Origin of the sequence: Pseudoxanthomonas sp. CF385, from assembly GCF_900104255.1 — a bacterium.
In the GTDB taxonomy this organism is placed as follows: domain Bacteria; phylum Pseudomonadota; class Gammaproteobacteria; order Xanthomonadales; family Xanthomonadaceae; genus Pseudoxanthomonas_A.
In genome coordinates this window covers 990408-1005216 of sequence record NZ_FNKZ01000002.1, presented here as the reverse complement: position 1 = coordinate 1005216, position 14809 = coordinate 990408, and the positions used below count along the sequence as shown (strand labels likewise).

11 protein-coding genes and 1 pseudogene are annotated in these 14809 nt (G+C 68.7%); 10 read left to right on the top strand and 2 right to left on the bottom strand.

Annotated features, from left to right (window positions below; translation table 11 throughout):
- Nucleotides 1-44: 44 nt before the first annotated feature.
- A complete protein-coding gene (locus tag BLT45_RS15035) occupies nucleotides 45-1358 on the bottom strand; it encodes an aminotransferase class V-fold PLP-dependent enzyme (protein ID WP_175455865.1) in 1314 nt (437 codons plus the stop codon).
- Between the two features lie 356 nt (nucleotides 1359-1714).
- Here BLT45_RS15035 and BLT45_RS15030 point away from each other — a divergent pair, with 356 nt between their 5' ends.
- From BLT45_RS15030 to rarD, 10 genes and pseudogenes are all read left to right on the top strand, one after another.
- On the top strand, nucleotides 1715-2794 hold the full coding sequence (locus tag BLT45_RS15030; protein ID WP_093301684.1) for a 3-deoxy-7-phosphoheptulonate synthase: 1080 nt from the start codon (nucleotides 1715-1717) through the stop codon (nucleotides 2792-2794).
- A gap of 151 nt (nucleotides 2795-2945) precedes the next feature.
- Nucleotides 2946-4727: pseudogene (locus BLT45_RS18690) on the top strand (diguanylate cyclase); the annotation flags it as partial.
- Nucleotides 4728-4753: 26 nt separating this feature from the next.
- The gene (locus BLT45_RS18550) at nucleotides 4754-5299 is read left to right on the top strand and encodes an EAL domain-containing protein (protein WP_254771897.1); all 546 of its coding nucleotides are present in this window, start codon (nucleotides 4754-4756) and stop codon (nucleotides 5297-5299) included.
- Nucleotides 5300-5409: 110 nt separating this feature from the next.
- Nucleotides 5410-5835, top strand: coding sequence for a DUF2141 domain-containing protein (locus tag BLT45_RS15015; protein ID WP_093301677.1), 426 nt, complete (start codon nucleotides 5410-5412; stop codon nucleotides 5833-5835).
- A gap of 10 nt (nucleotides 5836-5845) precedes the next feature.
- A complete protein-coding gene (locus BLT45_RS15010; RefSeq protein WP_093301674.1) occupies nucleotides 5846-7363 on the top strand; it encodes a carotenoid oxygenase family protein in 1518 nt (505 codons plus the stop codon).
- Between the two features lie 544 nt (nucleotides 7364-7907).
- Nucleotides 7908-8924, top strand: coding sequence for a lipoyl synthase (lipA, locus tag BLT45_RS15005; protein WP_093301671.1), 1017 nt, complete (start codon nucleotides 7908-7910; stop codon nucleotides 8922-8924).
- A gap of 205 nt (nucleotides 8925-9129) precedes the next feature.
- Nucleotides 9130-11310, top strand: coding sequence for a carboxy terminal-processing peptidase (locus BLT45_RS15000; RefSeq protein WP_093301668.1), 2181 nt, complete (start codon nucleotides 9130-9132; stop codon nucleotides 11308-11310).
- A gap of 85 nt (nucleotides 11311-11395) precedes the next feature.
- On the top strand, nucleotides 11396-12238 hold the full coding sequence (locus BLT45_RS14995; RefSeq protein WP_093302179.1) for a bifunctional transcriptional activator/DNA repair enzyme AdaA: 843 nt from the start codon (nucleotides 11396-11398) through the stop codon (nucleotides 12236-12238).
- Nucleotides 12239-12371: 133 nt separating this feature from the next.
- Nucleotides 12372-13280, top strand: coding sequence for a drug/metabolite exporter YedA (yedA, locus tag BLT45_RS14990; protein WP_093301665.1), 909 nt, complete (start codon nucleotides 12372-12374; stop codon nucleotides 13278-13280).
- Nucleotides 13277-14197 (top strand): EamA family transporter RarD, encoded by a 921-nt coding sequence (rarD, locus tag BLT45_RS14985; protein WP_093301662.1) that lies wholly within the window; start codon nucleotides 13277-13279, stop codon nucleotides 14195-14197. Before yedA ends, rarD begins: the two co-directional genes overlap by 4 nt.
- A 7-nt stretch (nucleotides 14198-14204) precedes the next feature.
- On the opposite strand, the gene BLT45_RS14980 is transcribed toward rarD, so the two are convergent.
- Complete coding sequence (locus tag BLT45_RS14980; protein ID WP_093301659.1) at nucleotides 14205-14804, bottom strand: hypothetical protein; 600 nt, start codon at nucleotides 14802-14804, stop codon at nucleotides 14205-14207.
- Nucleotides 14805-14809 lie beyond the last annotated feature (5 nt).

Here is a 14809-nt window from a genome sequence, read left to right as displayed (position 1 = left end):
CGGCGGAGGGGCCACCGCTCGGCGGACGCGCCGGCCCGGTGTGTTCAGGTGGCGAGCGCGCGCACCGCGCGCAAGGCCTCGTCGACTTCGGCGGGCGTGTTCACCAGGCTCGGCGCCAATCGCGCGTAGCTGATGGCGTAGGGACTGGTGCTGGCGACGATGCGCCGCGTGAGCAATTGCTTCACGATGTCGGTGGGGCCCATGCCGTCGATTTCGAAGGCGACAAGACCCGCCGACAACGCGGCGGCGCGCGGCGTGTGCACCTTCACCTTCGGCAGGTCGGCCAGGCCGCGTTTGAGCTGGTCGTTCAGCGCGGTGATGCGCGCGGCCACGCGCGGCCGTTGCATCTGCTGGTGCATGCGGAAGGCGGCCGTCATCGCCCACTGGTGCTCGAAGGCGTGGAAACCACCGGGCATCATCCGTGCCGCGTTCGCGGGACCGGCGGGCGGGCGGTCCTCGGTCCAGGCGTTGTAGCTTTCGATCTCGGTGAAATTGGGCACCAGCGGCCGCAGGCGGCCCCAGTTCGCCGCGTTCGCCCACACCAGCCCGGTGCCGCGCGGCGCGAACATCCACTTGTGCGTGCCGGCGCAGAAATAATCCGCGCCCATCGTGGCGACGGTGTCGTCGGCAGCGCCGAGTCCGTGCACGCCGTCGACGACCAGCAGCGGCGGGTCGGGAAGGCCGCGCAGCATCGCGGCGATCTCGCGGATGGGCAGGCGGATGCCGGTGCTGGAGTGCACCCAGGTGATGCCGACCACGCGCGTGGCCGGCTGTATCGCCGCTTTCAAGTTGCCGACGATCTCGTCGACGCCGGCGTCCGCGGACGAGGCGAACAGCGCGATCTTGCGCATCGTGGCGCCGGCGCGCGCGGTGGCCAGCCGGATAGATTCGTGGTGCGAGTAATGGTCGTGGACGGTGGTCAGCACTTCATCGCCGGCCTTCAGCGGCAGCCCGTGGTAGACCAGGGCGAGGCCTTCGGTGGTGCTGCGGGTGAGGCAGACCTCGTTGGCGCGCCCGCCGAGGTACTCCGCGACTTCGGTGCACACCTGCAGGGGCAGGTTGTGCGCATCGTCCTCGAACATCGCGCGTTCGACGAACAGGAACGGATTGGCGTCCATCGCACGCCGATAGCCGTCCAGCGCCTCGCGCACGGGCGTGGGATGGCTGGCGATGAAGAACGAGGCGAAATGCAGGTAGGCCGGATCCAGCGCGAACTGCGCGCGCACCGCGTCCCAATCGGAGAGATCGGGCGGGGCGGGCGTCTGCGCCGCGACCGCCGCCAGCAGCGGGCCGGGCAACAGGGCCGAGGCGGCGAGGGCGGCAGGCGCCGCGAGCAGGTGTCGGCGGGACAGGGCCATGGTGCACCGGAACCGGTGGCATCGCGGGACGCGACAACGGGGCCAACGCGAGCGTAGGCCCGTCGCGGCCACCGTCTGGCGGACGTCCAAGGCGCGGCGTGCCGGCGACGTTCCATGCAGGCGCGCACAGGAGCCTGAATCCGCGGTTCCAGGTTGCAGATGAAACATTCGCCAGCCCGCGGAAGCCGTGATATTTCTACGCCCCCATGAATCCCACCCGCGCCCGCTTTTGGTTTTGGTATTACCGCGAACCCACGGCGGTGGCGAGGCTGCGTTCATTCTAGGTAGACACCAGAAGAATCCCCTTGAAGCCGCCAGCGAACCTGGCGGCTTTTTTATTGACTCCGGAGAACCCCATGGCCCCCCATACCGACGATCTGCGCATCAGGAAACTCGATGAGCTGGTCACGCCCGCCGCGATCATCGGCGAGCTGCCGTGCGACGACGCCGTATCGCAGACGGTGTCCGAAGCGCGCGACGCGCTGCACGGCATCCTGCACGGACTCGACGACCGCCTGGTGGTGGTGATCGGTCCGTGTTCGATCCACGATCCCGCCTCCGCGCTGGAGTACGCCGCGCGCCTGAAGCCGTTGCGCGACGCGCTGGCGGGCGAGTTGGAGATCGTCATGCGCGTCTACTTCGAGAAGCCGCGCACGACGGTGGGCTGGAAAGGCCTGATCAACGATCCCGCGCTGGACGGCAGCTTCGACATCAACCGCGGCCTGCGCCTGGCGCGTGGCCTGCTGCGCGACATCAACGCGCTGGGCCTGCCGGCCGGCTGCGAATACCTGGACACGATCTCGCCGCAGTACATCAGCGACCTGGTCGCCTGGGGCGCGATCGGCGCACGCACCACCGAAAGCCAGGTGCACCGCGAGATGGCCAGCGGCCTGTCCTGCCCGGTGGGTTTCAAGAACGGCACCGACGGCAACGTGAAGATCGCCGTGGACGCGGTCGGCGCCGCGTCGCATCCGCATCATTTCCTGGCGGTGACGAAGGAGGGCCGGTCTGCGATCGCCGCCACCGCGGGCAATCCGGATTGCCATGTGATCCTGCGCGGCGGCAAGGCGCCCAACTACGACGCGGCCAGCATCGAGGCGGCGAGCCAGGTGCTGGCCAAGGCGGGGTTGCCGGCGCGCTTGATGGTCGACGCCAGCCACGCCAACAGCGGCAAGAACCCGGACAACCAGCCGGCGGTGATCGACGACATCGCCTCGCAACTCGAGGCCGGCGAGCGCCGCATCGTCGGGGTGATGGTGGAAAGCCATCTGGTCGGCGGCCGGCAGGATCTGGTCGATGGCGAACCGTTGCGCTACGGCCAGAGCATCACCGACGGCTGCCTGGGTTGGGAGGCCAGCGCGGAGCTGCTGGCGCGACTGGCTGCGGCGGTCAGGATCCGGCGGGCGCAGCGGGAGCGGATCGAGCAGGCCGCGTAATGCGCCAATGCGCCGTTGCTTCGTTGCCCTGACGATTGCCGGCCGGACAGTTGAGCTGGAGGCCCCGCCGAGGATTACTATCCACGTTGCAAGTCTCTGATTAAAGTGAATTTATTCACATTTGGAGACTGCGCCTGACAGGAGACAGGCCATGCGTGGGGTCTGGCAGCGGTTGCGCAGGTGCTGGGCATTGCCCGACGGCAGCGAGGATGCGCGAGCGCTGCTGCTCAATCGCCAGTTGCGCAACCTGTTCCGTGTCGTGCCCTGGTATGCGGCGTCCAACGGCTATACCGGCGGTGGCGTGCTGCTGGTCATGTGGCCCTTCCTCGAGTGGCCGGCGATCTGGCCCTGGCTGGCGTGCTTCGTGTTGGGCCACCTGGGCTGGGGATGGCATGCGATCGCCTGCCTGCGCCGGCAACGGCGTGAGGGCGAGCGGTCGCTGCGGATGGGCGATCTGCATGCGGCGGTGTTCTGGTGCGGCTTTTGCGCGCTGGTGTGCGGGTCGGGCATCTACCTCGGGGCGCCGCTCGCCACCAGCGACGACAGTCGCCTGCTGCTCAGTGCCTACACGCCCGGCCTGATCGCCACCGGCGTGCTGGTCGGCATCACCACGCCCCTGGTGTCGTTCGCCTGGTTGCTGATCCTGACGGTCTCCGCCTGCTTCATGGTGATGCGGCTGGATTTCATGGCCCAGGCCCAGGGCACGACGGTGGCGCTGCTCTGCTGCTACGCGGTGATGCTGTCGTTCGCCCTCCTGTTCGCGTCGCATCTTTTCGTGCGCCGCATCGAAGCCGAACTGGCCGCGGACCACCAGCGGCAGATCATCGACCTGCTGCTGCGCGACTTCGAGGATGGCGCCAACGACTGGCTGTGGGAAAGCGATCGCGACGGCATGCTGACGCGTGCGGCCAGCCGGCTTTCCCAGGTGCTGGGGATCGGGCACGAGGATCTGGTCGGCAAGCGCCTGGACACGCTGTTCTCCCGGCATGGCCTCGTCGCCGTGGGTGACGGGGACGACGTGGGGAGCGCCGCATTGCGCCGACGGCTTCAGGCCGGCATGCCGTTCAGCGGCGTAGTGATGGAGGCGATGGTGGACCGGCAGGCGCGCAGCTGGTCGCTCAGCGCAAAGCCGCTGCATGCGCCGACGGGCGAATGGATCGGCTGGCGCGGCGTCGGCTGCGACGTGTCCGACGCGCGCCTCAGGGAGGCGGATGCGCGGGTGCGCGAACGCAATCTCCACCATCTGGCGCACCACGACCCGCTGACCGGATTGCCCAATCGGCGTGCGTTTCTCGATGCCATGAAAGCGGAGCGCGAGGGCGCGTACGCCGTCGCGATGATCGATCTCGACAACTTCAAGACGATCAACGACAGCCTCGGCCATGCAGCGGGCGACCACGTGTTGCGCAGCGTCGCCCGGCGCTTGCGGCGCGGATGCCGGCCGGGAGACCTGCTGGCGAGGCTGGGCGGGGACGAATTCGCGGTGCTGTTGCGATCGTTGCCGGCCGAGGGCGCGGACGAAGCCGTCCGCGCATGCCTGGACGGCTTCCTGGGCGTGCTCCGGGTGCCCGCGAAGGTCAACGACTATCGCGTCGACGTGCGCGCCAGCATCGGCGTCTCGCAGGTGAGCCGTTCGGCCGACGCCGGCGAACTGCTGCGGCAGGCGGACAACGCCCTCTACGCGGCGAAGAACGAGGGGCGCGACACGTCGCGGCGCTACTCGCCCGAGATGGGCGAGCACCTCCAGCAGCTCCTGGCGTTGGTCAGCGATCTTGCGCTGGCCGCACGTGCCGGACAGCTGGAACTTGACTACATGCCGCTGCACGCCTCGGACGATCTGCGCGTCCGCGGCTACGAGGCATTGCTCCGCTGGCGGCACCCGTTGCACGGGCGCATCGCGCCGATCGACTTCATCCCGGTGGCCGAGCAGTCGGGTCTCATCATCCCATCGGTCTGTGGGTGCTGGAGCGCGCGTGTCGCGACGCGTCGTCCTGGGCCCCGGACATCACCCTGGCCGTCAACGTCTCGCCGATCCAGCTGGCGTCTCCATCGTGGGTGGATTCGGTGCTGGACGTCCTCCACCGCGTCGGCATGCCGGCGGGCCGGCTGGAACTGGAAATCACGGAATCGGTGCTCGCGCGCGATCCCGCCGCCGCGCGCGACGTGCTGCGACGGCTGCGCCAGACAGGGGTCCGCATCGCCATCGACGATTTCGGCGTGGGATATTCCTCGATGGCCCAGCTGCGGGAGCTTCCCTTCGACACCATCAAGCTGGACCAGTCGTTCGCCGCGGCCCTGTTGCAGGACGAGGCGCGGGACATGACGTGTTCGATCATCGCATCGGTGGTGCACCTGGCGCGTTCGATGCACCTAGCGGTGACCGCCGAAGGCGTCGAGACGCGGCAGCAGTTGGACCTGCTCCGTGGACTGGGATGCACATCGCTGCAGGGCTACCTGTTCGGGCGGCCGCGTCCGTTGGCGGCACTCGCCGCCGACCGGCCCTGAACCGCAAGGAGTGACTTCCGGCAGGTCGAACCGATGACCGTTGGCAACTGACCCGGTGCGGTGCGCGGACGAGACTGGCGCCACGTTCCCGTCATCCACCGGAGTCCGCCATGAACCGCTTCGCCTGCCGTGCCCTGATCCTTGTCACCCTGTTCGCCGCCGGCGCCGCTGCGCAGGCCGCCGAGCTGACCGTGGTGCTGCACGACGTCCGCGCGCAGACCGGCCTGATCAAGGTCGCGCTGGTCGATTCCCAGGCGGGTTGGGACGGCCAGGCCGCGCCGGTGCAGGCGACGGGCGCACCGCCCAGCGGCGGGCAGGTCACCTTCGTGTTCCGGGACCTGAAGCCCGGCGCGTACGCCGTGATGATCACCCACGACGAGAACGGCAACGGCCAGCTCGACACCAATGCGATGGGCATGCCGCTGGAAGGCTACGGCTTCAGCAACAACCCGCGCGTGATGCGCAAGCCGACGTGGGACGAAGCGCGCTTCGAGCTGGCCGGCGCCGCCGCCAGCATCGACGTCAGCCTGCGCTGAGGCCGCCGCCATGGATCGCCGCCGCTTCCTGCGCAACCTGTTGTCCGGCGCCACCGCCCTGGCCATCGCGCCTGCGCTGCTGCGCAGCGAACACGCCTTCGCCGGCGATCCCGCGCGCTTTGCCGAGGGCCTGCGTGAACATCCATGGCTGGCCGGATGGAAGTCCGTCCAATCCGAAACGCTCGGGCCCGCGACCGTGTCGCTGGAGGGCCGCCTGCCGGCCGGGTTCGCCGGCACGCTGTACCGCAACGGCCCGGCCTGGACCGAGCGCGCCGGCTTCCGCTACGAACACTGGTTCGATGGCGACGGCATGGTGCACGGCTGGCGCTTCAACGGCGACGGCACGCTGACCCATCACGCACGCATGGTGGCCACGCCGAAGTTCACCCGCGAGCAGAAGGCCGGGAAGTTCCAGTATCCGGTCGCGGGCACGTCGATCCCCGACATGCAGCCGATCCGCAACAACGACGATGCGAACACAGCCAACACGTCGGTGACGATGATCGACGGCCGCCTGTTCGCGCTGTGCGAGGCGGGCTCGGCGTTCGAACTCGATCCCGACCAGCTCACCACGCTCGGCCCGGTCACGTGGCGCCCGGACTTGGCGGCGATCCCGTTCTCGGCGCATCCGCTGGTCGACCGCGATGGCTCGTCGTGGAACTTCGGTTCGATCTCGATGCTGGGCGGCAACGGCCTGATGGTCTGGCATATCGGCCGCGACGGCGCGCTCGCGTCCGCCGACGTGCTGGAAATGCCGGTGCCCGGCTACCTGCACAGTTTCGCGATGACCGATCGCCACCTGGTGTTTGTGCTGATTCCGTTCCGCTACGCCGAAGGCTCCGGCGCGTTCTTCGAGCGCCTGCGCTTCCAGCAGGACCAGCCCCTCCGCATCGCCGTGGTCGACAAGGCTTCGCCGTCGGTGGCGCGCTGGTTCGAGGCCGACTTCGCGGCGATCTACCATTTCGGCGATGCCTTCGAGCGCGACGGCCGCATCGTCGTGCGCGCGGTCGACCATCCCGACGTCGAGGACGCGCGTTCGCCGATGAAGGCCGCGATGAGCGGGCAGGCCCATGCGGGCGGCGGCCAGGGCCCGGTACGCGAGCTGATGCTGGACCTGCGCACCGGTCGCGCGCACTGGGAAGAGACCGGCGTGGCCGGCATCGAGTTTCCCGTGTTCGACGCACGCACGCCGTCCAGCGGTCCCGCGCGGCTGTACGCGCCGGTGCACGCGAGCGCATCGACTGCGCCCTACTTCAACGGCGTGGGCGCCTTCGACCTCGCCCGCGGGCGCCGGCAGGTCCATGACTTCGGGCCGGATGTGCTCGTCGAAGAACACCTGTTCGTCCCGCGCTCGGGCAGCCGGCGGCCTGACGAGGGCTGGCTGGTGGGCACGCTGCTGGATGGCCGTCGCGGACGCAGCGGGATCGCAGTATTCGATGCGCGTCGGGTAGACGCCGGTCCGCTCGCCCAGGCCTGGTTGCCCTACACCGTCCCGCTGGGTTTCCACGGCCACTTCGCGGCCCGCTGACCGGGCGCCTGGACGCCGGAGGACACGGTCAGGAGCCGCTTTCACGACCTCGACTAAGCGGGTTCCCCACGACATTCGCGCGCGAAGGTGGGGGTAGCCCTATTCAGGTAAATGGAGTGAAGAACGTAACCAACATTCTCGCCCGGGGCTCATCAATTGGTCTGATATCGGTAACACCCTTTCCTGGCTTGAGTTTTGCTCGCATTCATGTTCGCGCCGCGGCCGAGGTGGGTGCTGAACTGCCCGGTTCTGTTTTGCAGTGCAGCGTGCATGACCTCTAACGGACCCTTCACGATGGCCCTGCATCCCGACGTGGGGGAGGGAGCAAGCCCGCAATGGCCTAGCCTTTGCGGGCTTTTTTTATGTCTGCGTCGCAGGCATGAAAACCTAAGCTTTGCCGCGCGAACCGTGGGCCCCGCGGCGCGCCCGCACACCCCGCGATTTCGCCGCGCCCCCGACGCAGGGGCTTTGCCCCAGCCGCCATCCCGTGCCCGAAGGCGGGTGTCGGTCGGGGGCGACCGGCGAAAGCGTTAGAATTGCCGCCATGGCCGACACCCCCGCACGCGCAATCCCCCTTGAGGTCGTCAGTGCCTCGCCCGCCCCGCTTGAAGCGGGGGCCAAGCAGCTCGGCGGGGACAAGATCGGGCGTTCGCCGGTCCAGTTCGCCGATGCGCCGGTGCTGCGCAAGCCGTCCTGGATCCGCGTGCGCATTCCCTCCGATGGCTCTGTGGCCAAGCTCAAGGCCAAGTTGCGCGAGAACCGCCTCGTCACGGTATGCGAAGAGGCCAGCTGCCCGAACATCCACGAGTGCTTCGGGCACGGCACCGCCACCTTCATGATCCTCGGCGAGGTGTGCACGCGCCGGTGCTCGTTCTGCGATGTCGCCCACGGGCGGCCCAAGCCGCCGGATCCGTCCGAACCGCTGAGCCTGGCGAACACCGTCGCCGACATGGGCCTGAAGTACGTGGTCGTGACCAGCGTGGACCGCGACGACCTGCGCGACGGCGGTGCCCAGCATTTCGTCGACTGCATCGCCGCGATCCGCCAGCACTCGCCGGCGACCCGCATCGAGATCCTGACCCCGGACTTCCGCGGCAAGGGCCGGATGGACCGCGCGCTGGAGATCCTGGCGGTCAATCCGCCGGACGTGTTCAACCACAACATCGAAACCGTGCCGGACCTGTACCCGAACGTCCGCCCTGGTGCCGACTACCAGTGGTCGCTGACCCTGCTGCAGCGTTTCAAGCAGCAGCATCCGCACCTGCCGACCAAGAGCGGCATCATGCTGGGCCTCGGCGAGACCATGGAGCAGGTACAGGGCACGCTGCGGGACCTGCGCGCGCACGACGTGGACATGGTCACCATCGGCCAGTACCTGCAGCCCACGGCGCACCACCACCCGGTGCTGCGTTACTGGACGCCCGAAGAGTTCAAGGCGCTGGAGGAGTACGGCATGGCGCTGGGCTTCAGCCACGTCGCCTCCGGCCCGCTGGTCCGTTCGTCCTACCACGCCGACCAGCAGGCGGCGCAGGCCGCGCACGCCGCCCGCCAGGCGGTCTGAGCCTCGATCCCGTGACGCCGGCCACAGCGCGCCGGCATCGCCGTGCGCGCTTGCGGGCGGTGGCACGGGCGCGGTTCACCTTTCCCTACGCCAGGGCCTTTAGGCTGCCGAAAGGCAGATGACAAGGCACGCAACTTTGTGCACTGTCGTCGTGTCGAACCGTCACCTGTTCCAGCCTGACGGCCCTCCGGGGCCACGAGTACCCATGAAACTGAAGAAAGCCCCCCTCCTGCTGCTGGCCCTGGCCCTCTCGACCCCGCTGGCGCTGCTCGCGCGCGGCGATGGCGACGCGATCGCGGTGGCGCCCACGGCGGACCAGACCAACACCTCCAAGCTCGTGTATGGGCTGCTCTCCGATAGCCGCTACGCCTACCGCCCGCGCCCGCTGGACGATGCGCTGTCGCAGGAGGTGTTCAAGCGGTACCTGGAAGCACTCGACGGCGGCAAGCAGTTCTTCACCTCGGCCGACGTGGCGCGGTTCGGGCCGTACAAGACGAAGATGGACGACGCGATCCGCAGCGGCGACCTCGCGCCGGCGTACGAGATCTTCACCGTCTACAAGCAGCGCGTGACCCAGCGCGTGGCGTATGCGCGCGCGCTGTTGAAGCAGGATTTCGACTTCACCGGCAACCAGCGCTGGGACTACGACCGCGAAGACGCGCCGTGGCCGGCCGACGGCAAGGAGCTGGATGCGATCTGGAAGAAGTCGGTGATGAACGACTGGCTGCGGCTGAAACTGGCCGGCAAGAAGCCCGACGACATCCGCAAGACGCTGGACAAGCGCTACGCCAACCTCCAGCGCAGCATCAACGAACTGAAGACCGAGGATGTCTTCCAGACGTTCCTCAACGCCTACACCAGCGCGATCGATCCGCACACCGACTATTTCACCCCGCGCACCGCCGAGAACTTCAACCAGTCGATGTCGTTGTCGCTTGAAGGCATCGGTGCGGTGCTGCAGCGGCAGGATGATCTGGTCGCGATCCGCGAGATCGTGCCCGGCGGCCCTGCCGACCTGAGCGGCAAGCTGACGATTGGCGACCGCATCGTCGCGGTCGGCCAGGGCAAGTCCGGGCCGATGACCGACGTGATCGGCTGGCGCATCGACGACGTCGTCGCCCAGATCCGCGGCAAGAAGGACACCCAGGTGCGCATCGAGTACATCCCGGTGGAAGCCGGCATCGATGGCAAGCACCAGACGGTGACCATCACCCGGCAGAAGGTGAAGCTCGAGGAGCAGGCGGCCAAGGCCGAAACCATCACCCTGCCCGCCGATGCCAGCGGTCCCGCGCGTCGCATTGGCGTGATCAAGCTGCCGGCGTTCTACCAGGACTTCGAGGGCCGTCGCCGTAATCCGAACGACTTCAATTCCGCCACCCGCGACATCGCCAAGCTGCTCGCGCAGTTCAAGGCGCAGGGCGTGGACGGCGTGGTGATGGATTTGCGCAACAACGGCGGTGGTTCGCTGGACGAGGCAGTCGAGCTCACCGGCCTCTTCATCGACAAGGGCCCGGTCGTGCAGGTGCGCGAGTCCGGTGGTCGCGTCACCGTCAACAGCGACCGCAAGACAGGCGTGTCCTGGGATGGCCCGCTCGCCGTGCTGATCAACCGTGGATCGGCGTCGGCGTCCGAGATCTTCGCCGGCGCGATCCAGGATTACGGGCGTGGCCTGGTGATCGGCGAGACCAGCTTCGGCAAGGGCACCGTGCAGAACATGGTGGACCTGGACCGCTGGCCCGCCAACGAGGCGCCGCGCTTCGGTTCGGTGAAACTGACCATCGCGCAGTTCTTCCGCGTCGCGGGCGGCAGCACCCAGCACAAGGGCGTGGTGCCCGACATCGCGTTCCCGGTGAGCGTGGACGCCAGCGAGTACGGCGAGAGCACCTACGACAACGCGCTCCCGTGGACGCGCATCGCCGCGCTGCCGCACACCACCTACGGCAACTTCGCGCCGTTGTTGCCGCGCCTGCAGGCCCTGCATGCGGCGCGTTCGGCCAAGGACAAGGAGTTCCAGTGGTGGTCGGAAGACGTCGCCCAGTTCCGTGCCGAAGCCGCGAAGAAGTACGTTTCGCTCAATGAAACCGAGCGTCGCGCCGAGCGCGATCGCCAGGACGTGCAGCGCAAGCAGCGCCAGGCCGAACGCAAGACGCTGGGCCTGGCCCTGGATCCGCTGGCCGACGACCTGGCCGATGATGGCCTGGGCGCGTCCGAGCGCGACATCGTCCGCGATGCCCAGCGCGAGAAGCTGGCCGACAAGCGCCCGGATCCGCTGCTGCGCGAGTCCGCCGCGATCCTCGGCGACGCGATCGAGATCCTCGGCCAGGACCGCAAGCTGTCCGCGCAGGTCCTGCCGGATTCGCCGGGCCCCGGCCGCTGGGCCGAGTGATCCCATGCGTAGGGTGCCTCGCACTCCGCGCAAGATCCGGATAGCGCGTCCGTTGCGCCCGGCCTAGTCTGGGCGCATGGACACCATGACGCGCCGCCCTTCCGCTTCCTCCGTGCTTTCGCCCGATCCGCTCGAGGCCGCCCGCCGCCTGCTGGATGAGGGCGAACCCTCGTTGTCGGACCTGGCCGCGCGCACCGGCCTCAGCGCTTCGCACCTGCAGCGGCGCTTCCGTGCGCGTTACGGACTGAGTCCCGCCGAATACCTCGCCCGCAAGAAGCTCGGCACGCTGAAGTCCGCGCTGCGCGAGGGACACGACGTGACCACGGCGCTGTACGACGCCGGCTACGGCTCGCCGTCGCGGCTCTACGAACGCGGCGCCACGCGGTTGGGCATGACGCCCGCCACCTACCGCGCCGGCGGGCGCGGCGTGTCGATCCGCTGGACGCTGGTGGACACGCTGTTGGGCCGCGCGCTGGTGGCGGCCACCGAGCGCGGCATCTGCGCGATCGAACTGGGCGATGACGATGCGGCGCTGGAGCGCCGCCTGTGCGACGAGTTCCCGCACGCGCAACTGGAACGCGTGGAGGCCGGTCGCGATGATTTCCTCGCGCCGCGCCTGCAGGCGGTGGCCGAGCGCCTCGCTGGGCGCGAGGCGCACGTGCCGGTCGACCTGCTGGGCACGGGCTTCCAGCAGCGCGTCTGGGATGCGCTGATGAAGGTGCCCGAGGGCGAGACGGTGAGCTATGCCGGCCTCGCGCGTCAGTTGGGTGCACCGCGCGCCGCGCGTGCCGTGGCCAGTGCGTGCGCGCACAACCGCATCGCCGTCGTGGTGCCGTGCCATCGGGTGATCCGCGGCGACGGTTCGCTGGGCGGCTACCGCTGGGGTCTGCCGCGCAAGCAGCAGCTGCTCGCACGCGAACAGGGCTGATCCTGTCCGCAGCCGGCTTGAACGGAATTCAAGCCGCGCCGGAAAGGTTTCAACCGACCGACCGCGGTTCCGTCATGCCGTCGGTCCCCGCCTGGCCTAGAATTACGGCATACCGCACTCCCCACGGTTCCCCATGACCTCGTCCGTTTCCGCCGCCGCGCCTGCGCGTGGCGGCCTTGCCGTCGCTGCCGCCCTGTCCATCGTCTACGTGGTCTGGGGATCGACCTATCTGGGCATCCGCTTCGCGCTCGAAGGCGGCTTCCCGCCGTTGCTGATGGTGTCGGGCAGCCGTTTCGTCGCGGCGGGTCTGGTGCTGTACCTGTTCCTGCGCTGGCGCGGTGTCGCCGCGCCGACGCGCGCGCAATGGAAGAACCTGCTGGTGATGGGCGCGCTGCTGTTGCTGATGGGCAACGGCATGGTGGTGCTCGCCGAACAGACGGTGTCGTCCGGTCTCGCTGCGGTCGCCGTGGCATCGATGCCGCTGTGGATGGGCCTGTTCGGCGCGATGCGCGGGCAGCACCCGACCCGCGGCGAATGGCTGGGCATCATCGTCGGGTTCGCCGGCGTGGTCTGGCTCAACGCGGGCAGTTCGCTGACCGGGTCGCCGGTCGGGCTGGTGCTGTTGCTGCTGGCGCCGATCGCCTGGGCCTACGGCTCGGTGTGGTCGCGCGGACGCGACCTGCCATCGCCGTTCATGACGGCCGCGGCGCAGATGCTGGCCGCGGGCGTGATGCTGGTGACCGCGGGCCTGCTGCATGGCGAGCGATTCAACGTGGCCGATTGGACCGTAAACGGCGCGCTCGCCGTCGCCTACCTGGCGGTGTTCGGTTCGATCATCGCCTTCACCGCCTACGTGTGGCTGCTGCACCATGCGCGTCCCGTGCTGGTCGGCAGCTATGCCTACGTCAACCCGGTCATCGCCGTGGCGCTGGGCGCCTTCATCGCCGGCGAGACCTTCACCGCGCACGACCTCGGCGCGATGGCGGTGATCCTCGCCGGCGTCGTGGTCATCACGCTGGCGCGCGCACGGCAGTCGAAATGACCCCGCCACCGCTCGACCGCAAAGGGCTGGCGATCACCGTCGGTACCTTCCTGATCTGGGGCGTGGTGCCGCTGTACTGGCACCTGCTCAAGGCGGTGCCGTCGTTCCAGATCATCGCCCACCGCATCGTGTGGAGCGCGGTGCTGGTCCTGGGGTGGCTTTTGCTGAAGAACGGCCTCGGCTGGTGGCGGCAGATCCGCGCGCAACCGCGCGCCGTGCCGCTGCTCGGCATCAGCAGCCTGCTGATCGCGTTCAACTGGGGCCTCTACATCTGGGCCGTCAACGCCGGCCATGTGGTGGAAACCAGCCTCGGTTACTTCATCAACCCGTTGATCAACGTGGTGCTGGGCGTCATGGTCCTGCGTGAGCGCTTGTCGCCTGCGCAGTGGATCGCGGTGGCGTTCGCGCTGGCCGGCGTGGCGTGGCTGACGCTGCAGGCGGGCTCGCCGCCGTGGATCGCGCTGGGCCTGGCGTTCTCGTTCGGCCTGTATGGCCTGGTCCGCAAGCTGGTCGCGGTGGATGCGGTGGCGGGACTGGGTGTGGAGAGCCTGTACCTGTTCCTGCCGGCGCTGGCCTATGTCGTCTGGGGCGAATTCGGACACGGCGGAGGCTTCATCGATGGCTTCGGCTGGAAGAACAACCTACTGCTCATCCTCGGCGGCGTGGTCACCGCGGTGCCGCTGATCGGCTTCGCTTACGGCGTGCGGCGCATCCCGCTGTCGGTGGTGGGCCTGCTGCAGTACATCGCGCCCAGCCTGCAGTTCCTGATCGGCGTGCTGGTGTTCAAGGAAGCCTTCGACGCCACGCGCGCGATCGGCTTCGCCGCGATCTGGGCGGGCCTGGTGATCTTCGCCAGCGATGGCCTGTGGCGCGCGCGTCGCCGCGACGCACTGGTAGCGGCACCGTCGAACAAATAAGCGACGCTCAGTGCGCCGCGCCACCCGCGGCGGTGGCGCCGGCTGCGGGGCAGGGCCCGCCGGCATCCACCCACGTCTTGAACGCGGCGACGAACTGGTCATGCGGCACCGGCACCGCTGCGCGCTCGCCGCCCGGGTTCCAACCCCACAGCACCAGCTTGTCTTCGGCCACGTGCTTGAGCAGCGCGTCGAAGTCGCGACCGCCATTGCGCTTCTTGTCCTGGATCATCGCGCACAGCTGGTCGGCCGGCAGGCCGATCCACGCCATCTTGTGGTCCGGCGGCGGCAGCTGCCAATGCGGCGCACCGGGCGGTGCATGCGGGCCGTAGCTTGCTGGCGAGTTCTGTTCGTTGTGGCAGGTCGCGCAGGGTAGGCCGGGCGCACCCTTGCCATCGGGGCCGCGCACCACGTTCATCGCGTGCGGCGTCTGTGCGTCGAATTGCAGCGGTGCATCGCCCGGAATGTGGCAATTGCTGCAGCGCGGATGCTGGAACACTTTCTCCACCGTGGCGAAGGCGGCCACCGCCTGCGCCTTCTGTTCCTCGCTGACGCGCGGCTTGCAGCCCACGAGCAGAAGGACGGTCAACGACATCAGGAAGATGCGCATGGCGG

Excerpts from the sequence above, each read along its gene's own strand:
- BLT45_RS15035 (WP_175455865.1), bottom strand. The coding sequence starts at position 1,358 with ATGGCCCTGTCCCGCCGACACCTGCTCGCGGCGCCTGCCGCCCTCGCC.
- BLT45_RS15030 (WP_093301684.1), top strand. The coding sequence starts at position 1,715 with ATGGCCCCCCATACCGACGATCTGCGCATCAGGAAACTCGATGAGCTG.
- BLT45_RS15015 (WP_093301677.1), top strand. The coding sequence starts at position 5,410 with ATGAACCGCTTCGCCTGCCGTGCCCTGATCCTTGTCACCCTGTTCGCC.
- BLT45_RS15010 (WP_093301674.1), top strand. The coding sequence starts at position 5,846 with ATGGATCGCCGCCGCTTCCTGCGCAACCTGTTGTCCGGCGCCACCGCC.
- lipA (WP_093301671.1), top strand. The coding sequence starts at position 7,908 with ATGGCCGACACCCCCGCACGCGCAATCCCCCTTGAGGTCGTCAGTGCC.
- BLT45_RS15000 (WP_093301668.1), top strand. The coding sequence starts at position 9,130 with ATGAAACTGAAGAAAGCCCCCCTCCTGCTGCTGGCCCTGGCCCTCTCG.
- BLT45_RS14995 (WP_093302179.1), top strand. The coding sequence starts at position 11,396 with ATGACGCGCCGCCCTTCCGCTTCCTCCGTGCTTTCGCCCGATCCGCTC.
- yedA (WP_093301665.1), top strand. The coding sequence starts at position 12,372 with ATGACCTCGTCCGTTTCCGCCGCCGCGCCTGCGCGTGGCGGCCTTGCC.
- rarD (WP_093301662.1), top strand. The coding sequence starts at position 13,277 with ATGACCCCGCCACCGCTCGACCGCAAAGGGCTGGCGATCACCGTCGGT.
- BLT45_RS14980 (WP_093301659.1), bottom strand. The coding sequence starts at position 14,804 with ATGCGCATCTTCCTGATGTCGTTGACCGTCCTTCTGCTCGTGGGCTGC.